The sequence below is a fragment of the Enterococcus sp. AZ141 genome (assembly GCF_051714385.1).
In the GTDB taxonomy this organism is placed as follows: domain Bacteria; phylum Bacillota; class Bacilli; order Lactobacillales; family Enterococcaceae; genus Enterococcus_D; species Enterococcus_D entomosocium.
Window position 1 is genome coordinate 3,069,774 of record NZ_JBIORT010000001.1, and the last position, 25,184, is coordinate 3,094,957.

The following is a 25,184-nucleotide window of genomic DNA, read 5'->3' on the forward strand; positions in this document are numbered from 1 at the left end:
ACCTCCGTCAATGAATCATTATGTGTTAGCTGTAGCGCGATCGTTTATCCACTCATTCATCCCTAGATTGGATCGCTGATAACCCATCCTGCCTTTTCTAAAGACTATCATTCCTGTGGAAAATTGACCAGCTGCAGCATGAAACTTCTTAGATGGTCTATGTCTTTTTAAGCTCCTGTTAAGAAACTTTTTTACTCACGAAAACTTTGCAGCGCCATCGAACGCTCCATCAATGGATTGGCAATTTTAGCTAAGGTATGACGATCGTATTCTTCTGGTCGCTTGATAGTGAGGTAAAGAATAAACTGTGGATCATCCGTTGGATAGATCGAGACCGCCGAATAAATATAATCAAACTCTCCTGTCATGTAACCTTGACCATTCTCATTGGCGATCTGAGCAGTCCCAGTTTTGACAGAAATCTCATGGTTCGTCAGTTGGTATACATCATAAGCGGTGCCATAGCGTTCATCCGTCACTACATCGGTCATGTATTCCAATACAGCATCAGCCGCTGTTTGTGAAATAGGCTGAGAAACGACTTCTGGAAAAACTTGGGTCTCTTCTCCCACTTGCCGAATCAATTGCGGACGAATCATCTCGCCACCATTGGCAAATGCGCTAAATAACTGCATCATCTGCATCTGATTGACCCCAATCGCATGGCCATAAGAACTCATGGCATAATCCACCCGATTTCTTGAAGGTAAGATACCAGGCACCTCACCGGGAAGCTCACTTCCTGTAACTTTCCCTAGTCCAAAATCAGTTAAATACTGCGCCCATGCATCAAAACCGATCCGTTGCTGAAGTCGAACCATCCCAGTGTTGCTTGACCAAGCTAACGCTTGCCGCATCGTCAACTCACCATTTGCTCCTGAGTCGTGGTCGTTGATGACTCGATCTTCAATCTGCATACTCACAGGATTGTAGCGTTCCGTCGGATCAAAAACACCTTCATCAATCGCTGCCGCAACGGTTGCCAGCTTCAAGGTCGAACCTGGTTCATACATCTCTTCCGTAAAAAGATTACGCCAAATAAAGTGCTCATCCGCAATTCCTTCTTGGGTCTCTGGATGAAAACTAGGTCTTTGAGCCATCGTTAAAATCTCTCCAGTTTTCGCATCCATTAATAAAGCCGTCAGATTCTCTGGTCGTGTTTGTTCCATAACCTCATCCATCACTGATTCAGTGAATAACTGCAGATGAGCATCTAATGTCGTCCAAACATCGTTCCCATCTACGCCTTCTTCTACCATTTGATTGGTTGCAGGAACAGGATTCCCTGAAGCATTGACTTGAAAAGACTCTCGCCCATTTTGATTCTTCAAAAAGTCGTTCAGTACATATTCTAATCCAGAAACTCCGACTCGAATTTCATCATCATCTGACGTTGTTCCTATCAAATGTGAAGAAAAGATACCATTCGGATAACTGCGACTTGAACGAGCATCGAAATAGATACCGTTGATTCCAGCTGCATCAAACGCCGTTTCGATTTGATTTCGAGTAGTCACACTTAGACCACTGCCAACATTGCCAAATTCCACTTGAAAGACAGGCGGATCTGTTTGATTCGCACCGTCTGTCAAGATAGACAAAACTTGCTCGTTAGAAATAGGTAAATACTCCGAAAGAATCGTTGCGGTCTCCTCAAAGCGCGCTCTGTCTAAATACATGGGTCGTCCATTGTCAATGTAATCTTCAGAAAGAACCGCTCGAACAGTATAGGAAAGAATATCCTGTGCGATCACTGTCCCCTGCCGATCAAAAATCGCCCCTCGACTTGTTTCGATCGATCTTGAACTATAATATAAATTTTCTATTCTTTCAGACAAAGAGACGCCAGCAATCACGCCGACTTGAACAATGTAAATCAAACGTGCAGAAAACCCCATAAAAAGCGCAAGACTGATTATGTATAACCAATGACCGACAAGCTTACGATTTTTCTTCGCTTTTTTCTTTTTGACTATATGATAGTCATACATCGCCAAAGCGCCCCTTTCGATCGAATATACCTCTATAGTATTGGGTATTTGTGATGATCTTGTGAGGGAAAGAACAATTATTTTTCAAAGAGTCATTTTCCTATTAATTCAGCGATTATGCTGTGATATACTTTAAAAAATATAAATTATTTTTAAGGATGTGAATAAAATTGCAAAAAATATTGATTGTCGATGATGACACTCATATGCGTGCCCTAGTGAAAACTTATGCGGAGATCGAAGGGTATCTATGTTTTGAAGCATCAGATGGAAAAGAAACTTTGGAAAAATTAACCAATCATTCATTCGATTTGATTCTCCTAGATGTCATGATGCCGGGAAAAGATGGCTTTCAGACGCTTTCGGAAATCAGAGGTAGCTGTAACACGCCAGTCATCATGATTACCGCTCGAAAGGAAGAGTATGACAAACTCTTTGGCTTCAATCTTGGTGCCGATGATTACATCGCCAAGCCATTTAGCCCTAAAGAGCTGATGGCTCGCATCAAAGCTGTGTTGAAACGAAGTAGTCAATTTCAGTTCGAAAAGATCGTTTATGGCGATCTCGAAGTCAATGTTTTTTCTCATACTGTAACGATCAAAGGGAATCCTCTGCCGCTTACGCCAAAAGAATTCGATCTGCTGGTCTATTTGACAAAAAATAATCATATTGCTTTGAGCCGAGAATCAATTTTAGAAGGTGTCTGGGGCTTCGATTATTTCGGTGATACCAGAACAGTGGATACACACATCAAGTCCTTGCGAGAGCGTCTAGGGGATTACCGAGAGTTGATCCAAACGGTTTGGGGCGTTGGGTATAAATTTGATTATGAAGACTAGTCGGTTAGGTTTTACTTACATCAAAAGTAAATTACTCGTGCGGCTTTGGTCCGCCAATATGCTGCTGGTCATCATTGGCATTGCTTTTTTATGGACTGTTCAAATTTTGCTCTTTGAACCAAATTATATCAATGTAACGAAAGAATCACTTTTAGAAACAGTTCAGGAAACAGCTGCCGCTGTTGAAGAAATGGCAGTAGATCCAGATGATTTACCAGAAGATCCATTGCTTTTCCTCAGTAAAACGATCGTTGGGACTCTTTTTTTAGTCGACGAGGATGGCGAAATTCTGGCGGCATTTAACAATGGACAACAATTAAACATAGATGGGTTGAGCAACGAATACAGCTGGTTGTTATCTCATGCACCCACTGTCCTTAACGGTGAGAGCCTTAGTACTGTAGAAGACTTTGAAAAGTCTTCTGCCATTCTTATTGGCGTTCCTACGACTCTTTTCCAACGCCCAGCTGCCCTTTTGCTCTCCAATACGATCACTCAAATCGAAGCGCTTCAAAGCATGAATCGACAGCAACTCTTTCTATTCACCATCATATTAACAATTTTTGCATCAACGATCTCCTTTTTTTTAGCACAGCATTTTATTCGCCCGATCAAAACCATCAAAGAAGCCATCATCCGCTTAACCAACGGAGAGCTTTATTCCGTACCCAAACTAAACCGTGGCGATGAATTAGGTACACTTTCTGAATCTGTTGCGGACTTAAGCACAGAACTTCATCGAGTAGACGTGTTGCGAAAAGAAGTGATTGCCAATGTTTCTCATGAACTACGATCCCCCCTCGCGTTGATCACGGGTTATGGGGAGATGGTACGTGATGTTTCTGGAAGTGACGAAAGCCTTCGAAAAGAACATATGGAACTAATTATCAGCGAAGCCCACCGTATGAGTGCCATGGTTGATGACATCATGGATTTCTCTATCATGCAAGCAGGCTATACACAGCTTAAAAATGAAATCTGGAATACATACGAGGTGGTTTCCTCCGTCGTTGCCTACGCAAGAGGGATCGCCAATCAATATGACATCACTGTCGATTTTGAAGCAGATAGTAAGAATGGAATTGCTCTTTTTGATCGCATCAAAATGGAACAGGTTTTGCGTAATTTAATAAACAATGGCATCAACCATACACCTAAAAACGAGCGTCTTTTGATCAAATTAACGAATACATCTACAAGAACAAAAGTTGCTGTCATCAATCCTGGAAAAGATATCCCTCCAGAACAACTCGAACTTATTTGGGAAAGATACCAACGCGTCCAACATCAAGCAGGACATAAAGAAGGAACCGGCATCGGTTTAGCGATCGTGAAAACCATTTTGACTTCTCATGCCTTCGAATATGGTGCTGAGTCGAAAAATGGTGTGACCTGTTTTTGGTTTGTTGTGCCGAGACTAGAAGACCAATGAGAACTACGTTTATACCGTTCATCATGAGTACTGAATGACTTACTTTCTATGCACAAAAAAAGCCTTGATTTCTCAAGACTTAATGATTTCTTGTATTTCAGCCATTGATTGGACGGTATGGTCGGCAGATACATCTTTTAAGAGACCTTCTATATCATAAAATATCGTCTTGACACCTGCTCCTTGTCCTGCAAAAACATCCATCGTGCGATCACCGATCATGACAGTCTGATCTTTGTCTAAATGATATTTTTCGACAAGATAAATCAACGAAGTTGGATCAGGTTTACGGGGAAAGTTGTTTTCCGGTCCTACGATCTCAACGATCAGGTCTGCCATCTGTTCTTTTTCTAACAGCTCTTTTGTTGAAACGACATCGCGGTGGGTCAAAATGTAGTTCTTGCCACCAGCAGCAACCACGGCTTCTAATGTTTCTTTGGTTCCTACAAAGGAAAGCGACAAACGATCATCCAGCGCTTCATTTGCTTTGAATGCTTTAGTGAACTCTTGAAAATCTAAGTTGTATTTTTCAGCAACTTTTTTGGAAGATGAATCTTTCAATATATAATAAATCTCCGCTGGATCTGGATCGAAGCCATACTCCTTCAATGTCTTAATAAAAGCTTTTAACATGATTGGGTAGCTGTCGTAAAGTGTTCCGTCAAAATCCCATATGTAAGATTGGTACATGATATCCCTCGTTTTCTCCCTTTTTCAAATGAATGAAAGTTCCATTCATTTTCTGTAACTCTAAAAAGTTTACCACACTTTGTTTGGTTTGTCTTATTTATCAAGGGATTTCCTCCACAAGAAAAAAGCCATTAACCTTGTAACAATTCCATTTGCACAAACCAAAATACAAAGGAATATGTTACAGGTTAATGAACGTTCATCTTTACTAAAAAAGCATTTGAAATAATTACCAGCTACCAGAAACACCGCCACCGCTGCTACTTCCTCCGCTAAAACCGCCAAAATCATTCGAAGAACTTTGTGTATCGGCAATGACTTGTTCTTGATGGGACACGTGATTATTCATCATCACAAAGAACAACGCCATATTCATCCCATGCGGGTCATACTCTTGGCGAGCATTATTTAAAACTGCTGCTCGATCAGAAGCATCAAATGAGGATAATTTGTTTGCTAAATCTGGGTGATTTTGATAAACCTGTTTCAAGTCAACTTGGAACAAGGCATCTGTTTTCACTTCCGCTAGAACATTAGAAACTTCTTTCGGAATGGCTTGTACCATCTCAGCATAGGTCGCTTTTTCCGTCACAAGTTGCGCTAAATAACGCCCCTGCTCATTGCGTCTTCTGATCTCTTCTTTGGCTTGCTTAGCTATTTCTGCTCGATAAGCATCTGCTAAAGGCAGATTTTCGGGTAACACCGCATCAGTCAAATCGTAGTCTGCCATCCTTTCAGTCACTTCCCTGCCTAATTGGGCTTCATAGGTTTTTAAGGTGTCATGTTGTGTAAGGATCACCTGACCGAAATGTTTGACCGTGGTTTTTTTCTTCATCAGCAAGTTTGAAAAATAAGAGCCAATTGCTGGATTCGTCAAGGCATGTTGGATAACTCGTTTATCCGCAGTCGACAATCCGGTGATCGAACTCAATTTCGCTGGCACGTAAGTACTCGTCACATACTGCGTAAATGCTTGTTGACAATCTTTTGCCGTCTGATACTGATGGTAACGCTGATAGTTCTTTCTATTGCTAGCCCATTTCAAGAAATCTTTCTGTTGGAAGTGACTATCTTCTAACAGATGTTTCGGCAACGGCAGGTGCTCTTCAAATTGCCGTTTGGTTTTAAGATGGCGAAAACTGATGAACCCGACAAGGCCTGCAGCTGCTGCCGCTACGACACCACTGACGATTTTTCCAATAGTGAACCACATTTGCTTAGTGGATTCTGCTTCTTGTGCCTGTTTTTCTGCTAACATTTGATTGCCATCTTGATAAATCGTCCCTAATCCAATCGTTTCATCCGCTTCTTTCATTCGCTGATAGACTTCATTAGAAGCTGCCAATATCGCTGTATCATAATCTTCATCTCGTAATGCGTCTTTGGCATCTTCATCCACTAAATCATCTTCCGATAGCTCACTGAAGACATAGGATAGTCCATCGCCATAACCCAGACGAAACTCACGATCATCAATGGCAAAGAGAAACAATAGTCCATTATTGTCCTCTGGATTTCCTAAACCATATTCATTGAACAGTTCCAAATTACGCTCTTCAATCGATTGCCCATCTAAGGAAGGGATCGTGATCACAGCATATTCTGGCGCGCCAGTCAATGATTGGAACCCCTCTTTATTCAAGGCATCGATCTGTTCGATCGTCTCTTGTGAAAGGACCCCGGCATCATCGCGAACAAATGTCTGTCCGAAGGCAATTGATGGTTGAAGGACAAAAAATCCCATCAAACCAACAAAAACCAACATCCCAAGTTGGAAGATTTTCTTCATTTTACCACCCCTTTTTATCGTGTTATCTTTCATTGTATTCGATTCCAAACAAAAAAACATCCGCCTTAGGAATGAAAAAAATAGTAACAGGACCAAAAAACCTTTAAAAGACAGCATTCTGATTAGTCTTTTAAAGGTCACTTTATCATATTTTCTTACAAAATGAACACGAGCTAGTTTTTAAATGAATGGATCGGTGCGGGAATACGGCCGCCACGCAAAATGAAATCAGTAGACTTCGCAGGATTGGTTTTCATCACTGGCGCTGTCCCTAATAACCCACCAAACTCGATGCGATCGCCGATTTCTTTGCCTTTCGCTGGAATGATTCGGACAGCTGTCGTCTTGTGGTTGATGACACCGATCGCTGCTTCATCCGCGATCATTGCGGCGATCGTCTCAGCCGAAGTATCTCCCGGAATCGCAATCATATCTAAGCCGACAGAGCAGATTGCCGTCATGGCTTCAAGTTTTTCTAAATTCAATAAACCAGCTTCTACTGCTTTGATCATTCCTGCATCTTCAGAAACGGGGATAAAAGCACCCGACAGACCACCAACATGGTTGCAGGCCATTACGCCGCCTTTTTTGACTGCATCATTTAACAATGCCAAAGCAGCTGTCGTTCCGTGGGTACCGACAGATTCTAAGCCCATTTCTTCTAAAATCAATGCCACACTATCACCAACAGCAGGAGTTGGTGCCAGCGAAAGGTCGACGATCCCAAATGGAACGCCCAAGCGCTCTGAAGCCACGCGCCCGACTAATTGCCCCATCCGCGTGATCTTGAAAGCCGTTTTTTTAACTGTTTCCGCCACGACATCAAAGGACTCGCCTTTGACTTTTTCCAAGGCACGTTTGACGACACCAGGTCCGCTGACACCGACGTTGATTTCCACATCAGCTTCACCGACTCCATGAAAAGCCCCCGCCATAAAGGGATTGTCTTCCACAGCATTGGCAAAAACGACCAGCTTCGCACAGCCCATATCTGATGCTTCGGCAGTCTTCTTGACTGTTTCTCCCATCAGACGCACTGCATCCATGTTGATCCCAGCTTTCGTTGATCCAATATTGACCGACGAACAGACAAAATTGGTTTGTGCCAAGGCTTCTGGAATCGATTCGATCAATGCAAGGTCACCGCCTTGATAGCCTTTTTCTACTAGCGCACTATAGCCGCCGATGAAATTGACCCCGACTTCTTGCGCCGCTCGATCCAATGTCTTCGCAACTTTGATACAGTCTGCGGGTGTCGGCTGGCAAGCTGCTACTACGATCGCTACAGGCGTAACCGAAATCCGCTTGTTTATGATCGGAATACCATACTCACTTTCGATTTCTTCACCAACTTTGACGAGGTCTTTGGCTCTTGTCGTGATTTTTTGAAAAATTTTCTCACAGGTACGATCAATATCGGCGTCGATACAATCCAATAATGAAATCCCCATCGTGATCGTACGAATATCTAAGTTTTCTTCTTCCACCATGCGAATGGTTTCAAGTATTTGATTTGTCTCCATAGTGCCTCCTATAATTTATGCATGGTATCAAAAATCTCTTGATTTTGAATGCTGATTTTCACACCTAATGCCTGACCTATTTGGTGAAGCTCCTCACGAACACCGTCAAAATCCTGATTGGCATCCATGTTTAAAAGCATCATCATCGTGAAGTAATCTTCCATGATCGTTTGGGACACATCTAAAATATTGATTTCTAATTCTGCTAATTTCTGGCTGACACCAGCGATGATCCCAACCTTGTCTTTTCCAATAACGGTTAATACGGCTTTCATATTCTCCCGCCTTTCATTAAATTTTTCTTATTATAGCACAACAAAACCACATTTTCGATGTAACATCAAACGAAAATGTGGTTTATTCTTTAAATGTTCGTTATTACGCCCGTTCAATCAAGTTTGCTTGGCTATCAAACTCATAAATGATCGGCTGTGCGTTAGGAATATCGATCGTATCCATGTCATCTTTGGGCACGTCCTCCAAGTATTTGACTAACGCCCGCAAACTGTTCCCATGACCAGTAATGAGAATATTCTTATGATCTTTAAGTAACGGAACCACCTGATCTTGCCAAAATGGAACCACTCGGGCCACGACCATTCCCAGATTTTCTCCCTTAGGAATCAAGCGAGGATCCAAAGAATCGTAGCGTCGATCGAAATCATTTTCCTCCACATATAAAGGCGGTTCATCATATCCTCGACGCCATTTTTGCACCTGTTCTTTTCCATATTGTGCCACCATCTCATCTTTATTGACCCCTACCAGTTGCCCATAATGACGCTCGTTTAAGCGCCATGTTTTGTGTACAGGCACCCAAAGCTGATTGCTAGCTTCCAAAACGGCATCACACGTGATGATCGTTCGTTGAAGCACAGATGCAAAGGCAAAATCAAAAGTAATCCCCATTGCTTTGATCTGTTCCCCTGCTACCCATGCTTGTTGCCGGCCTTTCTCGGTCAGCGAAACATCCAGCCATCCTGTCCAATAATTTTCGAAATTTGCTTCACTTTCTCCGTGTCGAATCAATACGACCTTCATCCTACCGCCTCCTCTTCACTTTTATTATCGCAAGAAATCAAAAAAAAGTCTTATGTTTCGTTTTTTTTGGCTTCTTCTGAGACCATTTTCCATTTGTTCATTCAGTGTGGTCACATTTCTTTATTATCCGTTATTTTCAGAGTGAAAGATCGAATATGTATTTTTAGAAAAAAGACGCTGTGCCTTCTTCACATTGCTCTTGGTCGGATTGCAAAAAAATTGAATAAATGGTTTTACGCTCTACAACATTTTTTGACTTTTTTTCTCTGACTTATTGACTTCAACTGATGTTATGCTATGATAGTTTCTATCACTTATATGTATTATTATACATTTATTAGTTATTATTTGCATTTTTAATAGATGCGCAGAAAAAGTTAAAGGGGCGTTTACATGAAAAGGTTTAGTAAGGGTACTGTTTTATTAGGGATCATCACAGCATTGCTGCCGTTTTTCTTTGTCGGACAAGCACATGCAGAAGAAACTGATCCAATCTATGAAAAAGTCAAAGAAAATGGTGTATTAGTCGTGGGTTTATCTGCCGATTATGCACCTTATGAATTCCGTGCCAATGTTGACGGAAAAAATGAAATCGTGGGAATCGATATTTCCATTGCCCAAAAGATTGCAGATGACTTAGGGGTCGATCTGAAAATCGAGGAACTTGGATTTGATGCGTTGTTAGGGGCGTTAAAAACAGGCAAAATTGATGTCGTCATCTCTGGGATGGCTGCTACGGATGAGCGCCGCAAAGAAGTCAATTTCACTGACACCTATATGGAAGTCCAACAAACTGTTCTGGTTCGAGCGGAAGACGCGGATCGTTTCCAATCGACGGCTGATTTTGATGGTGTGGCTGTCGGTGCACAACGACAAACCACCCAAGAAGAGCTGGCAAATACAGAATTGACTGGCGCGACTGTCACCTCTTTGCAAAGGGTGCCTGATTTGATCACCAATCTAAAATCACGCAAGATCGATGCGATCGTGATGGAAGGTCCCGTTGCCGAAGCATATGTGACGGCGAATGATACATTGGCATTAGCCGAAAATGTCACGTTTGAAAACGGTGTGAAGGAGACCGCCATCGCCATCTCGAAAGAAGCGCCAGTTTTACTGGAAAAACTCAATTCCTCCATTGAAACCATCATTAGTAATGATCTTTTAAGCCAATACAAAGAAGATGCCTATCGATTGATGTTTACCGAAGATGGCACGATCGATGAAGAGCAAAGCTTTTGGGAAAAATATCTGCCTTTTTATATCACCGGAACTGGCTATACCATCTTCCTAGCCTTGGTTGGGGTATTATTCGGCTCTATCGGTGGCAGTTTGTTAGCCTTTATGAAGCTTTCTAAATCAAAAGCACTGAAAGTCATTGCCGCTGTCTATATTGAATATGTTCGAGGAACACCTTTGTTAGTACAAATATTTATTGTATACTTTGGAACAGGCGTGTTAGGCTTAGAGCTTTCGAAATTAGCTGCCGGCTGTATTGCCTTAGCACTAAACAGTGCCGCCTATGTGGCAGAAATCATTCGTGCCGGGATCAATGCCGTCAACAAAGGACAGCTGGAAGCCGCTCGTTCATTAGGAATGAATCAGATCCAAGCGATGCGCTTCATCATTTTCCCGCAAGCCATCAAAAACATCTTGCCTGCTCTAGGAAATGAATTTGTCACGGTCATTAAAGAGTCTTCGGTCGTATCGGTGATCGGTGTGTCTGAACTGATTTTCCAAACAGGCGTCGTTCAAGGGGCCAGCTTCAAACCGTTTTTACCATACGTTATCGTATCATTGATCTACTTTGTATTGACCTTCGCCCTCTCACGTCTCTTGGGTGTTGCTGAAAGGAGAATGAAAACTAGTGATTAAAGTTGAAAAATTAGTGAAAACATTTGGCGAGAATACCGTCTTAAAAGAAATCGATCTTGAAGTGACACCTGGTGAAGTCGTTGTGATCATCGGACCCTCAGGAAGTGGAAAAAGTACTTTCTTACGCTGCTTGAACCTTCTTGAACAGCCGACCGGTGGGAAAATCACCTTCGAAGGCAATGATTTGTTGGCAAAAGGTGTGAAAATCGATCAGATTCGTCAAAAAATGGGAATGGTTTTTCAAAGCTTCAATCTATTCCCTCATAAAACGGTGTTAGAAAATCTGACTATCAGCCCGATCAAAGTCAAACAGCAAGAGCAAGCCGCTGCCGAAGAGACAGCGAAAGGATTGCTGGAGCAAGTTGGCTTAGCTGAAAAAGCGGATAGTTACCCCTCTAGCCTTTCTGGCGGGCAGCAGCAACGGGTCGCTATTGCTAGAGCGTTGGCAATGGATCCTGATGTAATGCTCTTTGACGAACCAACATCGGCTTTGGACCCAGAAATGGTCGGAGAAGTGTTGACGGTCATGCAAGCTTTAGCAGAAAAAGGCATGACGATGGTGGTCGTTACCCACGAAATGGGCTTCGCTAAAGAAGTTGCCGATCGTGTCATCTTTATGGCTGACGGTATCATTCAAGAACAAGGAACACCAGAACAAATCTTTGAGCATCCGCAAAATGCGCGGACACAGGATTTTTTAAGCAAAGTTTTATAGAAATTGGAGATGACAAAATGAACCGTCCGTTGATTGCAGAACGTTTTTTACAACCAGAGGAAAATCTTTTAATGGAGATCGCCACTCTTGCGAAGAAAACCCCAAATTTGATTGATTTGTCGATTGGTGATCCTGATTTGATTACAGATGCGACGATCATTGAAGCAGCTTTTGCTGACGTCAAAGCGGGTCATACAAAATACACCGCTTCAGACGGCAGTGCTGATTTTATCCAAACTGTCGTTGATTTTTATCAAAAGCAATACCAGCTTACTTTTTCTCCTAGCCAAGTACGAGGAACTGTCGGTGCATTGCATGGCATGTACTTAGCTTTGGCTGCCATCATTGATCCTGGTGATGAAGTGATTATTCATGAACCATACTTTTCACCTTATAAACAACAAGTCGAACTAGTCGGTGGTGTGCCGGTCTTTATCCCGACCTTTGAAAAAGATGGCTTTCAAATCGATGTCGAGGTCTTAAAATCCGCCATCACTGAAAAAACTCGGGCGATCATCATCAATTCACCAAACAATCCTACTGGTGCTGTTTTTTCTCCAGAAACTTTTGAAAAAATCGCAGCAGTTGCCATTGAACATGACTTGCTGATCCTCTCGGATGAAGTCTATGAAGCCTTTTGCTTTGATGATACCTTTGTACCGATGGCAGCCTTCGCACCTGAGAACACCATCACATTCAGCAGTTTCTCAAAAGCCTTTGCCATGACTGGCTGGCGGATCGGCTACATGATCGCACCTGAATCGATCAATCTTACGGCAAAACTGATCAATGAGGCGATCGCCTATTCGGCACCAACCCCTTCATAACGGGCAGGTATTTACGCATTGAATCACTATGATACCCTCGTGCCGCAAGTGGTTGCTGTCTTTAAGGAACGACTGACTTACATTGAACAACGGGTTGCTGAGATCCCATTCCTTTCCTTATCCCCTGTCAAAGGAAGCATGTATGCCTTCATCAACATTGAACAAACAGGGTTGGACTCTGTCAGCTTTGTAGAGAAATTATTAAAGGAAACCAGTGTGCTGATGATCCCTGGGAAAGCCTTTGGAGAAACGACCGGCGATGGCTATGTTCGCTTAGCTGCCACCCAATCGTTGGACTTGTTAAAAGAAGCTTTCGACCGAATTGCCGCGTGCTCATTTGACTAAAGAAAATCCCACTCACTACTAGTGTGTGGGATTTTTATTGTTGATGGACACGACCAACATTCAGCAGCTGTTTCGCTATGTCACAAGTTTCATGTAGAAAAAGGGACAGAAGAATCCGATTTGATTCTTCCATCCCCTGACTATCTACTCGTTTTTACTTTTTTGCTTCTTCAAGCAGTTTTGCCATCGCTTCTTTTTGATAAGCTTCTGTCAATTCAGCGATTTTTGCTTTTTGGGCTGCCTCGTCCATAGTTGGATCAGCCATTAATGCAGCTTGCATTTTTTCTTGGACATACGCTTGTCCTTGTGTTTTCATGGTGTCCGCTTGTTCTTTCGCTAAAGAAGCCAGTTTTTTTGCTTGATCCACACTCAAGACTTCCCATGAATCTGGTAATGAGAACGTATTGGTACGGCTGACATATTGGCCATCGTTATCAGCGATTCCGAACAAGAAGCGTGATAGGTCACTTTTATAAACCCAGCGCGTCGTTTTTGTTTCTAATTGAGCTGAATCAGCCCCTGTTTCCACGACATTGGTCACTTTATCAGTACCGGTTTGTTTTGGTTCCTCTTGATCAGCATCCGTTTTATACAGGTAGATTTTTTCCGTACCATCTCCTAATGGCTGATACAATAGCAAATCAAAATTCTCGTTATCGGCACTAGAAACCAGTGCTGTTGTTTTAGCAGTCGTTTCTTTTTCCATTCCAAAATGGTAAGTCAAATTGGCCATCAATGCGACGACACTAGCTACGAAGACTAGACCTAAGACCAATGATAAACCTGTTTGCCGCTTGTTTTTGGCAAAGACATTCAATACCGCAAATCCTAACACGCTAAGAACGATCAAAAGCAAGATCATTTGTCCGCACCTCCTTCAAGAACCGTCAATCGTGGTTCTTTTTTCTTTAAGGAGAAGGCGATCAAGAAACCTAAGAAACTAAAGACCGCTGCCACATAAAAGGCGGCATGGTAGCCGGATAAAGTCGCTTCGATTGCTTGGTCTTTGTAGGCCAAAGGCGTTTTATCCAGCAAAGAATCACTTGGCAAGTTGCCTTTGGTGACGTTTGTCAAGACACTGATCAAGATAGCCGTACCAATTGAGCTGGCTACTTGACGGAAGGTATTGTTTACTGCGGTACCGTGACTGATCAGATTACCAGGCAAGGCATTCATTCCTGAAGTCGTTACTGGCATCATCACCATTGAGATCCCGAACATCCGAATCCCATAAAGAATAATGATATGCAAAATCGGTGTATCTTTTGTTAGGAAAGCAAATGGTAAGGTTGCGGCGGTCAAGATAAACATCCCGGTGATGGCTAAACGTTTTGCACCATACTTATCAAAGATCGCACCAGTAATCGGCATCATGATCCCCATGATCAGCGCACCTGGTAATAACATCAATCCTGAATGGAACGCTGATTCACCACGAATGTTTTGGATATACAATGGGAGAACCATTTCAGCACCGATCATCGCCATATTCGTGACCCCTGAAAGGATCGATGCCAAGGTAAAGGTCGTTGACTTGAACACGCGCAACTCTAAGAACGGATGCTCAATGTGCAATTGACGCCATGCAAAGAAAGCAATGAAAAAGACACCGGCTGCAAGAAAACCGATTACTTCAATACTGCCCCACCCTTTGTCACCGACGCTTGAAAAGCCATAGAGCAATGTACCAAAACCAAGCGTTGATAAAATCGCTGAGAACAGATCGATTTTCGGATGCGACAATTCAATCACACTCTTCATTAGAAAGAGCGCTAAGACTAAGACTAAAACGACGATCGGAATGACCATTCCGAACAAATAACGCCAGTCATAATGATCAATGATCCAACCAGATAACGTTGGGCCTAAGGCTGGTGCCAACCCGATAACGATTCCGGACATACCCATGGCTGAACCGCGTTTTTCTGGTGGGAAGATCGACAACATGATATTTTGCAAAAGCGGCATCGAGATCCCTACACCAGCAGCTTGCACTAAGCGGCCAATCAATAATGTAGAAAAGTTCGGTGCAGCAAAGCAAGCGATCGTTCCAGCCAGGAAGATGCTCATTGCGGTTAAGTAAAGATTTCTTGAGCTGAACTTGTTGATCAGCCATGCGGTGATCGGGATCATGATCCCATTGACCAGCAAGAAACCGGTGGTTAGCCATTGGACATCAGATGCAGAGATGTCAAAGGCATCCATCAAGGTTGGAAAAGCCGTTGTTAACAATGTCTGGTTCAAAACAGTACAAAACGTACCGATCAGCAAAACCATAACCAGTAAGGAACGATTGTAAGGTTTGCCGTAGATATCTAAAGGACGACTCGTTGACATATTTCACACTCTTTTCAGTATATTTTTCATAAAACCTTCTTTACTTTAAATCTTTCCCTAACATTTGTCAACCTACTTGACATAAAAGTAAAACAAGTTACAATGTTAACAAATACCTTTACAAGAATGGAGTCCGTATGTCTCATCTTTTTCGAAAACTCGTTGATAATGAAAACTTGTTGGTCGGCATCAGCGAACTTAGCCAAATGTGTGATATCTCCCCTCGCCAATTGCGTTATTGGGAACAAAAAGGATTTATTCAATCGGTCCCACAAGAAGAAAATGCCCCACGAAAATACCGACTGCCCACGGTCGTCAAAGTGGAAATGATCAAAACGTTTTTAGATGAAGGCTTTACGTTAGCCAAGGCTGTTGAAAAAGCAGACAAAAAAATCAAGACCGCCCATCATATTCGCAAAGTGTTTTCTGGGGTTTTACAGAATTTAGAAGTCATCAATGAACGGTTTACGATCATCAGTCTGGGACCAGTAGACGAAGACGGAAAAATCCTCCATATCATTCACGATGAAGAAACAGACCGATTGCAATACGAAGTGCTGCCGGCTAATCAAACGATCGATTTTGAGAAGTTCAAGCAATGCACGTCAAAACAAGCGGAATAAAGGATTCCCTATCCTCACCTCCTAATGAAGCAAGCACCCTTGATGACGGTGCTTGCTTCTTTTTTGGTGTTCGCTTTCCTTTTAAAGAAGGTGTCGTTTCATTTACATGGAAAAAGCCTCATGATATAGTCGAAGGGAGAAACGAACCTTTAAAAGAATGGGAAGTGTCATATACATGGAAAAAGAAGTTTTTATCCAACAAATCAAGGACGGAGTGATCGTTTCTTGTCAAGCATTGCCTGGAGAACCCCTATATACCGAAAACGGCGGTGTCATGCCCCTATTGGCAAAAGCAGCTCAAGAAGCTGGTGCTGTTGGCATCCGTGCCAATTCCGTTCGCGATATTCGCGAGATCCAAGCAGCTGTTGATTTGCCGATCATCGGAATCATCAAAAAAGACTATCCACCGGAAGAACCATTTATCACAGCAACCATCAAAGAGGTACACGAATTAGCAGCTTTACATATTGCGGTGATCGCCTTGGACTGCACCTTGCGCAAACGTCATGATGGCTTGACGATCAATGCCTTTATCAAGCAAATCAAAGCTCTTTACCCCCATCAACTACTCATGGCAGATATCGCCACCTATGAGGAAGGCATCAATGCCTTTGAAGCGGGTGTCGATTTTGTTGGTACAACTTTGTCCGGCTACACGGCGAATAGTCCTACCAATGAGGAACCGGATTATCAGTTGATCCAGCAATTGGTTGCGGCGAAGGTTCCAGTAATAGCCGAAGGCAAGATCCACACCCCGGAACAAGCAAAAAAAATTCAGGATATGGGTGTGACCGGTATCGTGGTTGGTGGTGCCATCACCCGACCAAAAGAGATCGCCAGTCGATTCGTGCAAGAGCTTCTCAACTGAGTCGTTCATTTCCTAAAATAAGTCTTTCTATGCGCCTTGTGACAGAAGGCGCATTCTTTGTTGTCTTTTTGAGAAACGTTTATACTTAAAAGAGAACGAATGACAACAGAGAAAGCGAGTGAAGAAAATGACAAAAATCAATGCTGGTACAGCAATGATCAAGATTTTTGAAGCGTGGGGCATCGACCATATCTATGGAATCCCCGGTGGATCTTTCAACTCAACGATGGATGCTTTGTACCATGAACGGCAATCGGTCAAATATGTTCAAGTACGTCATGAAGAAGCGGGTGCGCTGGCAGCGGCGGCTGATGCCAAACTAACGGGAAAAGTCGGTGCGGTTTTCGGTTCTGCTGGTCCAGGTGCCACCCACTTGATCAATGGCTTATATGATGCCCAAATGGATAATGTGCCCGTCGTTGCCTTGTTAGGACAAGTAGCTTCGAGCTCGATGAACTACAATGATTTTCAAGAAATGAATGAAAATCCGATGTTCGCTGATGTCAGTATCTACAATCGCACGGTCATGTCCCCTGAAAGTTTGCCCCACGTGGTGGACGAAGCCATTAAAGCATCCTACAAATTTAAAGGAGTCGCTGTGGTAACGATCCCGGTCGATTACGGGTTTGCAGAAATCGACGAACAGGAGATTGCAACCGCAAAAAATCATAAGACAGGTGTTCTCCAGCCTGATGAAGAGGGTTTACAGGCTGCCCTTCCTTATTTTGAACAAGCAAAAAAACCCGTCCTTTATATCGGACAAGGTCTCTTTGGTCATTTTGATGCCATCGATGCTTTTTCTAAGCATTTCTCGATGCCTATCGCAGCTTCTGTCTTAGCCAAAGGCATCGTGCCTGATCTTTATGAAAACTTTCTTGGATTTGCTGGACGGGTTGCGACAAAACCTGCCAATGAAGCTTTGGCAGAAGCCGATCTCATCGTTTTTGTCGGCAGTGACTTCCCTTTTGGCCGCCGCTTTTTCAATCCTGGTGCCAACTTTGTCCAAGTTGATATCGACGCCTCGAAATTTGGTCGTCGTCATCAGACGGATGTCTCCGTTTTAGGAGATGGTGCGACCGCTCTTAGAAAATGGACAGAGATGGCAGCCCCTCGTCCTGCAGATGCTTGGTTAAAAGCCAATCAAGAAAACTGTCGCAATTGGCATGCATGGCGCCATCATTTTTACCATGATTCGCAAGTTCCTTTGCGTCCTGAACCTGTCTATCGAGAAATCAACCGGATTGCAGCTCCTGATGCCCTGTTTGTCACGGATGTCGGTAATGTGACGATCCACAGTATCCGTCATTTAGAAATGACGGGTGAACAGCGTTTTATAACGTCTGGCTGGTTTGCGACAATGGGTAATGGTGTACCTGGTGGGATCGCAGCTCAATTGAGCTATCCGAATCGCCAAGTATTTACCTTTAGTGGGGATGGCGGTTTTGCGATGCAAATGCAAGACATCATCACCCAAGTGAAATATGATTTACCAATCATCAACGTGGTCTTTTCCAATGACTCATTCGGCTTCATCGAAGCGGAGCAAGAAGATACCGAGCAAACCAAGTTCGGTGTCCAACTAGCCGGTGCTGATTTTGGTAAAGTTGGGGAAGCATTAGGTGCGAAAGGCTTCACGGTAACGAAGGAAGATGAATTAGCATCCGTCTTTACACAAGCTAAAGAAATCAACGGACCTGTGGTGATCGATGTCAAGATCGCTAACGAACGACCTCTTCCTGTCGAAGAACTGAAACTTGATCCGAACCGCTTCAGCGCTGAAGAAATCGCAGCGTTTAAAGCAAAATACCAAGTCCATGATCTGCCAGCTTTGAGTGAGTTGTACGTGAATTCTGAGGAATAAAAAAAAAGAGAGAAAGACAGCAACCCTGTCCTTCTCTCTTTTTTTAATCGCTCATTTCGTATTAATAATCCATCGCCTTACTTATTATAAATTTTCGGGCCTTTACGCATGTTTTTCCGATCATTTTTTGGGGATTCCATCTTTTTTGAACGGCCGCCGCCTTGTTTTTTCTTGATTAGTTCTAACATTTTTTCTTTTTGATCCATCGATTCCACCTCTATTTCTTAGCAATACGATCTGTCGGTTGAAAAGAAGTGTTCCTGACTTCTTTTATGTTTGCGAACAACTACTTTATTTCGATTGGGTTAAAAAACAAACGCTGCCTATTGACGTGTCTAGAGTCAGCAGTTCCTTTTGACATTTTTACTACCCTGATTTAATCTACTTTGATTTTGATTGTTTGTCAATGGCTCTTGAAAAAATCATGTGCTTTTGTTGCCTTCTCCCAAATAACAAACCACCATTTATTATATTATTTTATCATTTTATCTAATTAAATCGAATATTTTTATTATTTATTGGTATAATTATAACAGAATCTCTGTTCCTTTCTTTTGCTTCCTTCGTTCTTCTTCCGATTGTCTCCTAACTTTCGTCGTTCTCACAAATCACACTATTTGAAAGGAGGTGGATATGTGCTGCACACTTATGCACCTGAGCAAATTTATTTGTATGTTTTGATTGGCTGTGCTGTTTTAGCCTTTTTGCTGCTTCTGTTTGGGGATATCTTCGATTTCGACGGACCAGTCGATCCGATGTTAATTATTCCATGGTTTGCCTTTACAAGTCTCTTCGGTTACTTAGGAGAAAGTTTTCTGTCTGGCTATTCGCTCCTACTTTTCGTCATTAGCGGCTGCCTTGCTACAGGGCTCGTTTTTCTCTTGAATTTTTACGTGCTGATTCCCATGCGAAATGCGGAAGCGACACTGTCAAGTTCTGAGAAAGATTTTGAAGGTCGCATCGCAACGGTGCTGACGCCGATTCCTTGTGAAGGAATGGGCGAAATTCAACTCACAAGTGTCACTGGTTCAAGCAATCGACCAGCTACGGCTTTCCAACCAATCGATGAACCATTAGCAGCTGGATCGAAGGTTTTGATTATTGAAGTCAAAGAACGAGTTTGCTACGTCGTTCCTTACACAAAAAAATTTTTGGATAACTAAACTAAATCACTAAAGAGGTGTATCTATGGATATTCTATTATCACCAATCGTTTTCCCGATCGCCATCGTGGCATTCATTTTATTAATGCTTTTGATCGTCTTTGTCACGAAATATCAAACAGCCAAGCCCGATGAAGCATTGATCATCAGCGGAAGCTATCTAGGTAGCAAAAATGTACACGCCGATGAAAGCAACAACAAAATCAAAATCGTGCGTGGTGGCGGAGCCTTTGTTTTGCCAGTGTTTCAACGATCGAATCGAATCAGTTTGCTCTCCAGCAAGCTGGATGTCTCAACGCCGGAAGTCTACACTGAACAAGGGGTTCCCGTGATGTGTGACGGAACTTCCATTATTAAGATCGGCTCATCCGTGGAAGAAATTGCAACGGCAGCGGAACAATTTCTAGGAAAAACCCGTGAAGAATTAGAAAATGAAGCGCGGGAAGTGCTAGAAGGCCATTTGCGTTCGATCCTTGGTTCGATGACTGTGGAAGAAATTTATCAAAATCGCGACAAATTCAGCCAAAGTGTGCAAGAAGTAGCCTCTGTCGATCTAGCGAAAATGGGCTTGATCATTGTCTCCTTTACGATCAAAGAAGTACGAGACAAAAACGGCTATTTGGATTCTCTTGGAAAGCCTAGAATCGCCCAAGTCAAACGGGATGCTGAAATTGCGGAAGCTGAAGCACTGAAAGAAACCCGCATCAAAAAAGCCCAATCGGAACAAGAATCGCAAACAGCGGAATCAAAACGCATGACCGAAATCGCTGAAGCATTGAAGGAAAAAGAATTGAAGCTGGCGCTTTATAAGAAAGAACAAGACATCGCCAAAGCCGATGCCGATCAAGCCTATCATCTACAAAGTGCCATCATGAAACAAAAAGTCCGAGAACAAGAGATTGAAGTCGAAGTCGTTGAACGACAAAAACAAATCGAATTGGAAGAAAAAGAAATCTTGCGTCGTGAGAAGCAATTTGATTCAGAGATCAAGAAAAAAGCCGATGCGGATCGTTATGCGCTTGAACAAGAAGCGCTAGCCAAAAAAGCATCTGCCTTAGCTACCACTGAAGCCGAGCAATTTCGAACAGAGTCCTTGGCAAAAGCCGAAGCCGATAAGATTCGTTTGATCGGTTTGGCAGAAGCCGAAACCACTTTGGCGAAAGGAACGGCAGAAGCCGAAACGAAAGAAAAAGTCGCTGAAGCCTTCAAGAAATACGATGAAGCAGCCATTCTGAGCATGATCGTCGAGATCCTGCCACAATTAGTCAAAGAAGCAGCCGCACCACTAGGCAATATCGATAAAATTTCAGTCGTTGATACAGGATCAGGTGAAGGTGGCGGTGCCAATCGTGTCACCAATTACGCCACCAATCTCTTATCGACCACACAAGAAACGTTGAAAGAAACCCTCGGTCTTGATGTGAAATCGTTGATTGAAAACTTCGCCGGTTCCACTACGAGCGAGCCGCCTCAAGAATAAGAAAACTGCTGTTAGTCTTCATCGCTTTACAAGCGACAAGGCGAACAGCAGTTTTTTTCTTACTCATTGCTATTATGCTTACTCAGTAACCTCTTTGACATATTTTGCAGGTACACCAGCCACGATCGTGCGCTCAGCGACATCTTTGGTCACCACCGACCCAGCAGCAATGATCGCATGGTCACCGATGGTCACACCGGCAACGATCGTTGCATTTGAGCCAATCCAGACATTCTTCCCAATCGTAATGGGGGCTGGATAAAGCGTGCTACGATCTTCAGGGTGAAGGCCATGATTCAAGGTAGCTAGAACAACGTTATGCCCAATTAGGGTATCATCACCGATCGTGATCCCTCCTTGGTCTTGAAAATGACAACCCGCATTGATAAAGACATCTTTGCCAATGCTGATATTCTTGCCATAATCTGTATAAAAGGGTGGAAACAGCGAAAAAGTCGGCTCAACTGGTTTTCCTGTTAATTGGGCAAAAAGTTCTTGTAACTCATCAGACTCATGGTAGACTGTATTGATTTTCATCGTGATTTTTCTCGCCTTAGCACTCAGAGCTACCATTTGTTTGGAAGCTTGCGAACCGGCAAGTAAGGGTTCGCCACTTGCCATGAGTTTGTTTAATTGATCGATCGTCATGTGTTTTTCTCCTATTCATTTGTTATTCACGAGGATTTCTTAACGAAAAAATAACCTCTACGTCTTCCGCCCCAAGTACTTCTTTTAACCCCGTCGGATCTTCAATGACACCGATACGATTATAACCACCATAAGAATTGGTAAAGGTCTGATAAAACAGCACCAACGTATGACTATTCCAGCTCATGATTTCTCCTTCGTGAATGATCTCCGGCCGTTCTGTAGTCATTTCTGGCAAATTCTCAGAAAAACGATAATATTTCTCGTTGTTGTTCAAATCACTCATTGTCACCGTAAAGGGCATTTGATTCATTAGGTGCTCAGACACCTCATTTTCATAAAACTTCGCTAGAAAATCCTGTTGACCAACCGTAATGACGACAGCTGTTGCTGCTGAAAACTGCTGGACATTCTCTTGGCTAGCTTCCGATGAAGTTTCGTTAGCGGATTGCATATTGGTTCTCTCTGTTTCGCTTGTCCCACAGGCACTTAATAAGAACAGCAAAATAGCGGATATCAATTTTATAAGCATCTCTTCGCTCCTTTCTGGTGATGATTCTATGTAGAAGCGGGCAACTGAATGCGTATTTTCAAAAAAACACGACTGCTCAGCAGAGGCAGAGTGACCGAACAGTCGTGAAGATCGTTGTGGCTATTTAGTTCAAATGTTCTTGGAAGAATTGGGTCATTTGATCAAAAGGAATTACGTCTGTTTGATCATATAGATCAACGTGCGAAGCATTAGGAATGACCGTCAACTCTTTGTTATCGCCTTGTAATTGTTCAAAGGCGTCTTGACTGAAGTAAAGAGAGTGGGCTTCTTCTCCATGGAGTAATAAAACGGCGCTTTGGATCTCATCGATATACGACAAGAGCGGCATATTTAAGAACGACAGCGATGATGTCACGTTCCAACCGTCATTAGAATTTAACGAACGTTCATGATAGCCGCGTTCCGTTTTGTAGTAATCGAAATAATCTTGCATAAAGACCGGTGCATCCTCCGGTAGTGTATCTGGCACTCCACCTGCTCTTTCGTAGCTACCGTTAGCAAAATCGACTGTCCGCTGGGCGTTCAGCTGTTGGCGCAATTCATGACGTCCTTCAGCCCCCATCTCATCAAAATACCCCTGAGCATTGACTCTCGACATGTCATACATCGTGGCGGAAACCGTCGCTCTCACACGGGTATCAATGGCTGCGGCATTCAATGCCATCCCGCCCCAACCGCAAATTCCGATCAAGCCGATTCTTTCTTCATCTACATTTTCTTGGACTGACAAAAAATCGACTGCTGCCTGAAAGTCTTCTGTATTGATATCTGGTGATGCCACATAGCGTGGTTCCCCACCGCTTTCGCCTGTGTATGAAGGATCAAAAGCGATCGTAACAAAACCTCGTTCAGCCATCGTTTGGGCATATAGACCAGATGTCTGTTCTTTGACTGCCCCAAAGGGTCCGCTAACCGCGATTGCTGGAAGTGGTCCTTGCGCATCAATTGGTTCATAAAGATCAGCAACTAAAGTGATGCCGTAGCGATTTTCAAAAGTTACTTTTCGGTGATTCACCGTGTCACTTTCTGGGAAAACTTTGTCCCATTCATCTGTAAATGAAACATTTTCTGTCATCGTTTCTCCTCCTGAACTGGCTTGTGTTGCTTCGTTTGCCGCCTCGTTATTGCTGCTGCAAGCACCTAAAATAAGTGGTGCTAGCATCAATAGTGATACAAGTGCCTTTTTTTGCCAATTTTTCATTTCATTCGCCTTCTTTCATGGTCAATCATCCTGTACCTTAGGGCGACATATACAACTCCTTTTCTCTTTTGATCTTTTGTTTGTTACCAGCAACTCATAGATCAAAAGAGTGATTCTCGGATTAAATCTATTGTACTTCGCGGTCTTTTCCATGTAAAATATCAATATCAAATACCTAACTATTCATTATACGAATAACAAGAGGAGCACTTTAAATGGAATTAAAAAATCTGACCACCTTTTTAGCAGTTGCAGAAAAAGAGACAATTTCGGCTGCCGCAAAACATCTGCATCTTTCTCAACCTTCCTTGTCCCGACAATTGATGGAGCTAGAAAAAGAATTAGGCGTGACGTTGTTCACCCGAGGCAATCGCAAAATCACACTAACAGAAGACGGACTGTTGTTTCGTAAACGGGCGGAAGAAATCGTAGAATTATTAGAAAAGACCCGCTCAGAATTTTCGTCGCCTCGAGATACGATCGCCGGCAATGTATCGATCGGAGCTGGAGAAACTTATGTGATTCAGTTGCTAGGAGCGATCATCAAAGAAATCCAAGCTGAATACCCTAACATCAAATTTCACTTTTATAGCGGCAACGCCGATGAGGTCAAAGAACGATTGGATAAAGGATTGTTGGATTTCGGTGTCGTAATCAGTCCAGCAGACGTCAAAAAGTACCATTCCTTACGCTTACCTGCCAAAGATACCTGGGGCGTGTTGATGCGAAAAGACAGTCCTCTAGCTGTCAACGAAGTCATTACCCCAAAAGATCTCTGGGACGTTCCCTTGATTACTTCGCGACAAAGTTTGGTCAGCAGTGAACTTTCTAAATGGTTGAAAAAAGACCTGAAAAAATTGACGGTCGTCGCCACATATAACCTAGTTTACAATGCATCAAAGCTGGTAGAAGAAGGTGTCGGTTACGGATTGACTCTAGATAAATTAGTCAACTTCGCCCCAGATAGCCAATTGTGTTTTAGAAAATTGAGCCCAGCACTGGAATCAAACCTTGACGTCATTTGGAAAAACACTCAAGTTTTTTCAAAAGCTTCTGGACTTTTCTTGGAGCGGATGAAGGAACAGTTTTCGTAGGATAGGTATTGAAAAACAAAAAACGAAGTGTTTCATCTTTCACATGAAACACCTCGTTTTTCTTTATTAAATGAGATGATTTATTGGCTAAAATCAGTTAAGGCATTCCCGTTCTTTAACTTGGACGTCTTTTTCCATCCACTGAAATAGATGAAAAAATAGCCTATCTCCTTTAAATCACGACTCTTTATTACGAGACTTCCTAAAAAGCCATTGCGCATTCCGATAGCTATGGGTAAAAATATACAAATTTCCTTAGCTTTTAAGAACGACAAATATAAGAATTTTA

At 42.8% G+C, this 25,184-nt stretch carries 22 protein-coding genes and 1 pseudogene; 11 read left to right on the forward strand and 12 right to left on the reverse strand.

All coding sequences use genetic code 11. The features are described from left to right. Nucleotides 1-191: 191 nt before the first annotated feature. Complete coding sequence (locus tag IGI89_RS14205; RefSeq protein WP_429969902.1) at nt 192-1,991, reverse strand: penicillin-binding transpeptidase domain-containing protein; 1,800 nt, start codon at nt 1,989-1,991, stop codon at nt 192-194. Nucleotides 1,992-2,161: 170 nt separating this feature from the next. Between IGI89_RS14205 and IGI89_RS14210 the strand changes: the two genes are divergently transcribed. Both IGI89_RS14210 and IGI89_RS14215 read left to right on the forward strand, forming a co-directional pair. Next, nucleotides 2,162-2,830 (forward strand): response regulator transcription factor, encoded by a 669-nt coding sequence (locus IGI89_RS14210; protein ID WP_005236299.1) that lies wholly within the window; start codon nt 2,162-2,164, stop codon nt 2,828-2,830. After that, nucleotides 2,820-4,262: a HAMP domain-containing sensor histidine kinase gene (locus IGI89_RS14215; RefSeq protein ID WP_438735762.1), complete on the forward strand. Its 1,443-nt coding sequence runs from the start codon at nt 2,820-2,822 to the stop codon at nt 4,260-4,262. The genes IGI89_RS14210 and IGI89_RS14215 overlap by 11 nt, the downstream gene beginning before the upstream one ends. 72 nt (nt 4,263-4,334) lie before the next feature. Here IGI89_RS14215 and IGI89_RS14220 read toward each other — a convergent pair whose 3' ends face one another. From IGI89_RS14220 to IGI89_RS14240, 5 genes are all read right to left on the reverse strand, one after another. Then, nucleotides 4,335-4,952 (reverse strand): HAD-IA family hydrolase, encoded by a 618-nt coding sequence (locus tag IGI89_RS14220; RefSeq protein WP_438735763.1) that lies wholly within the window; start codon nt 4,950-4,952, stop codon nt 4,335-4,337. A gap of 229 nt (nt 4,953-5,181) precedes the next feature. Next, the gene (locus IGI89_RS14225) at nt 5,182-6,774 is read right to left on the reverse strand and encodes a TPM domain-containing protein (RefSeq protein ID WP_429969904.1); all 1,593 of its coding nucleotides are present in this window, start codon (nt 6,772-6,774) and stop codon (nt 5,182-5,184) included. A gap of 140 nt (nt 6,775-6,914) precedes the next feature. Then, a complete protein-coding gene (locus IGI89_RS14230; RefSeq protein WP_005236305.1) occupies nt 6,915-8,264 on the reverse strand; it encodes a PFL family protein in 1,350 nt (449 codons plus the stop codon). A gap of 8 nt (nt 8,265-8,272) precedes the next feature. After that, nucleotides 8,273-8,539: an ACT domain-containing protein gene (locus IGI89_RS14235; RefSeq protein WP_005236306.1), complete on the reverse strand. Its 267-nt coding sequence runs from the start codon at nt 8,537-8,539 to the stop codon at nt 8,273-8,275. Nucleotides 8,540-8,642: 103 nt separating this feature from the next. Continuing rightward, the gene (locus tag IGI89_RS14240; protein WP_142424606.1) at nt 8,643-9,305 is read right to left on the reverse strand and encodes a 2,3-bisphosphoglycerate-dependent phosphoglycerate mutase; all 663 of its coding nucleotides are present in this window, start codon (nt 9,303-9,305) and stop codon (nt 8,643-8,645) included. Between the two features lie 393 nt (nt 9,306-9,698). Between IGI89_RS14240 and IGI89_RS14245 the strand changes: the two genes are divergently transcribed. From IGI89_RS14245 to IGI89_RS14255, 3 genes and pseudogenes are all read left to right on the forward strand, one after another. Next, nucleotides 9,699-11,180, forward strand: a complete 1,482-nt coding sequence (locus tag IGI89_RS14245) for an ABC transporter substrate-binding protein/permease (RefSeq protein WP_005236308.1) — start codon at nt 9,699-9,701, stop codon at nt 11,178-11,180. After that, nucleotides 11,173-11,895, forward strand: coding sequence for an amino acid ABC transporter ATP-binding protein (locus tag IGI89_RS14250; RefSeq protein ID WP_005230134.1), 723 nt, complete (start codon nt 11,173-11,175; stop codon nt 11,893-11,895). Before IGI89_RS14245 ends, IGI89_RS14250 begins: the two co-directional genes overlap by 8 nt. A gap of 17 nt (nt 11,896-11,912) precedes the next feature. Beyond that, nucleotides 11,913-13,067: pseudogene (locus IGI89_RS14255) on the forward strand (pyridoxal phosphate-dependent aminotransferase). A 154-nt stretch (nt 13,068-13,221) separates the two neighbouring features. Here IGI89_RS14255 and IGI89_RS14260 read toward each other — a convergent pair. Both IGI89_RS14260 and IGI89_RS14265 read right to left on the reverse strand, forming a co-directional pair. Then, on the reverse strand, nt 13,222-13,929 hold the full coding sequence (locus IGI89_RS14260; RefSeq protein WP_008381376.1) for a DUF4811 domain-containing protein: 708 nt from the start codon (nt 13,927-13,929) through the stop codon (nt 13,222-13,224). Beyond that, the gene (locus tag IGI89_RS14265; RefSeq protein WP_034872230.1) at nt 13,926-15,404 is read right to left on the reverse strand and encodes an MDR family MFS transporter; all 1,479 of its coding nucleotides are present in this window, start codon (nt 15,402-15,404) and stop codon (nt 13,926-13,928) included. Before IGI89_RS14265 ends, IGI89_RS14260 begins: the two co-directional genes overlap by 4 nt. Nucleotides 15,405-15,541: 137 nt before the next feature. Between IGI89_RS14265 and IGI89_RS14270 the strand changes: the two genes are divergently transcribed. The 3 genes from IGI89_RS14270 to spxB all read left to right on the forward strand — a co-directional run bounded on the left by IGI89_RS14270 (nt 15,542) and on the right by spxB (nt 18,756). Further along, nucleotides 15,542-16,027 carry a MerR family transcriptional regulator gene (locus IGI89_RS14270; protein ID WP_016620848.1) on the forward strand — a complete coding sequence of 162 codons (486 nt, stop codon included), beginning with the start codon at nt 15,542-15,544 and terminating at the stop codon, nt 16,025-16,027. A gap of 175 nt (nt 16,028-16,202) precedes the next feature. Beyond that, a complete protein-coding gene (locus IGI89_RS14275; protein WP_438735764.1) occupies nt 16,203-16,895 on the forward strand; it encodes an N-acetylmannosamine-6-phosphate 2-epimerase in 693 nt (230 codons plus the stop codon). Nucleotides 16,896-17,022: 127 nt separating this feature from the next. Then, nucleotides 17,023-18,756 carry a pyruvate oxidase gene (gene spxB, locus IGI89_RS14280; RefSeq protein WP_429969905.1) on the forward strand — a complete coding sequence of 578 codons (1,734 nt, stop codon included), beginning with the start codon at nt 17,023-17,025 and terminating at the stop codon, nt 18,754-18,756. A 77-nt stretch (nt 18,757-18,833) separates the two neighbouring features. Here spxB and IGI89_RS14285 read toward each other — a convergent pair whose 3' ends face one another. Further along, on the reverse strand, nt 18,834-18,962 hold the full coding sequence (locus IGI89_RS14285) for a hypothetical protein (protein WP_005236316.1): 129 nt from the start codon (nt 18,960-18,962) through the stop codon (nt 18,834-18,836). Nucleotides 18,963-19,373: 411 nt separating this feature from the next. On the opposite strand from IGI89_RS14285, the gene IGI89_RS14290 reads away from it, so the two are divergent. Both IGI89_RS14290 and IGI89_RS14295 read left to right on the forward strand, forming a co-directional pair. Next, the gene (locus IGI89_RS14290) at nt 19,374-19,919 is read left to right on the forward strand and encodes an NfeD family protein (protein WP_438735765.1); all 546 of its coding nucleotides are present in this window, start codon (nt 19,374-19,376) and stop codon (nt 19,917-19,919) included. Nucleotides 19,920-19,944: 25 nt separating this feature from the next. After that, entirely contained in the window at nt 19,945-21,399 is a 1,455-nt protein-coding gene (locus IGI89_RS14295) for a flotillin family protein (protein WP_008381386.1), read from the forward strand. Nucleotides 21,400-21,477: 78 nt separating this feature from the next. Here IGI89_RS14295 and IGI89_RS14300 read toward each other — a convergent pair whose 3' ends face one another. The 3 genes from IGI89_RS14300 to IGI89_RS14310 all read right to left on the reverse strand — a co-directional run bounded on the left by IGI89_RS14300 (nt 21,478) and on the right by IGI89_RS14310 (nt 23,801). Beyond that, a complete protein-coding gene (locus IGI89_RS14300) occupies nt 21,478-22,047 on the reverse strand; it encodes a sugar O-acetyltransferase (RefSeq protein WP_005236324.1) in 570 nt (189 codons plus the stop codon). Between the two features lie 22 nt (nt 22,048-22,069). Continuing rightward, nucleotides 22,070-22,579 carry a cyclophilin-like fold protein gene (locus IGI89_RS14305; protein ID WP_008381393.1) on the reverse strand — a complete coding sequence of 170 codons (510 nt, stop codon included), beginning with the start codon at nt 22,577-22,579 and terminating at the stop codon, nt 22,070-22,072. Nucleotides 22,580-22,703: 124 nt separating this feature from the next. Beyond that, nucleotides 22,704-23,801: an alpha/beta hydrolase gene (locus IGI89_RS14310; RefSeq protein WP_008381394.1), complete on the reverse strand. Its 1,098-nt coding sequence runs from the start codon at nt 23,799-23,801 to the stop codon at nt 22,704-22,706. A gap of 215 nt (nt 23,802-24,016) precedes the next feature. Between IGI89_RS14310 and IGI89_RS14315 the strand changes: the two genes are divergently transcribed. Beyond that, nucleotides 24,017-24,895: a LysR family transcriptional regulator gene (locus tag IGI89_RS14315; protein ID WP_438735767.1), complete on the forward strand. Its 879-nt coding sequence runs from the start codon at nt 24,017-24,019 to the stop codon at nt 24,893-24,895. Nucleotides 24,896-25,184: the final 289 nt, after the last annotated feature.

Coding starts and splice junctions, on each gene's coding strand:
- IGI89_RS14220 (WP_438735763.1), bottom strand. CDS start 4,952: ATGTACCAATCTTACATATGGGATTTTGACGGAACACTTTACGACAGC.
- IGI89_RS14235 (WP_005236306.1), bottom strand. CDS start 8,539: ATGAAAGCCGTATTAACCGTTATTGGAAAAGACAAGGTTGGGATCATC.
- IGI89_RS14260 (WP_008381376.1), bottom strand. CDS start 13,929: ATGATCTTGCTTTTGATCGTTCTTAGCGTGTTAGGATTTGCGGTATTG.
- IGI89_RS14285 (WP_005236316.1), bottom strand. CDS start 18,962: ATGGATCAAAAAGAAAAAATGTTAGAACTAATCAAGAAAAAACAAGGC.
- IGI89_RS14295 (WP_008381386.1), top strand. CDS start 19,945: ATGGATATTCTATTATCACCAATCGTTTTCCCGATCGCCATCGTGGCA.
- IGI89_RS14265 (WP_034872230.1), bottom strand. CDS start 15,404: ATGTCAACGAGTCGTCCTTTAGATATCTACGGCAAACCTTACAATCGT.
- IGI89_RS14240 (WP_142424606.1), bottom strand. CDS start 9,305: ATGAAGGTCGTATTGATTCGACACGGAGAAAGTGAAGCAAATTTCGAA.
- IGI89_RS14215 (WP_438735762.1), top strand. CDS start 2,820: ATGAAGACTAGTCGGTTAGGTTTTACTTACATCAAAAGTAAATTACTC.
- IGI89_RS14245 (WP_005236308.1), top strand. CDS start 9,699: ATGAAAAGGTTTAGTAAGGGTACTGTTTTATTAGGGATCATCACAGCA.
- IGI89_RS14230 (WP_005236305.1), bottom strand. CDS start 8,264: ATGGAGACAAATCAAATACTTGAAACCATTCGCATGGTGGAAGAAGAA.
- IGI89_RS14305 (WP_008381393.1), bottom strand. CDS start 22,579: ATGCTTATAAAATTGATATCCGCTATTTTGCTGTTCTTATTAAGTGCC.
- IGI89_RS14270 (WP_016620848.1), top strand. CDS start 15,542: ATGTCTCATCTTTTTCGAAAACTCGTTGATAATGAAAACTTGTTGGTC.
- IGI89_RS14205 (WP_429969902.1), bottom strand. CDS start 1,991: ATGTATGACTATCATATAGTCAAAAAGAAAAAAGCGAAGAAAAATCGT.
- IGI89_RS14310 (WP_008381394.1), bottom strand. CDS start 23,801: ATGAAAAATTGGCAAAAAAAGGCACTTGTATCACTATTGATGCTAGCA.
- IGI89_RS14225 (WP_429969904.1), bottom strand. CDS start 6,774: ATGAAAGATAACACGATAAAAAGGGGTGGTAAAATGAAGAAAATCTTC.
- spxB (WP_429969905.1), top strand. CDS start 17,023: ATGACAAAAATCAATGCTGGTACAGCAATGATCAAGATTTTTGAAGCG.
- IGI89_RS14315 (WP_438735767.1), top strand. CDS start 24,017: ATGGAATTAAAAAATCTGACCACCTTTTTAGCAGTTGCAGAAAAAGAG.
- IGI89_RS14275 (WP_438735764.1), top strand. CDS start 16,203: ATGGAAAAAGAAGTTTTTATCCAACAAATCAAGGACGGAGTGATCGTT.
- IGI89_RS14300 (WP_005236324.1), bottom strand. CDS start 22,047: ATGACGATCGATCAATTAAACAAACTCATGGCAAGTGGCGAACCCTTA.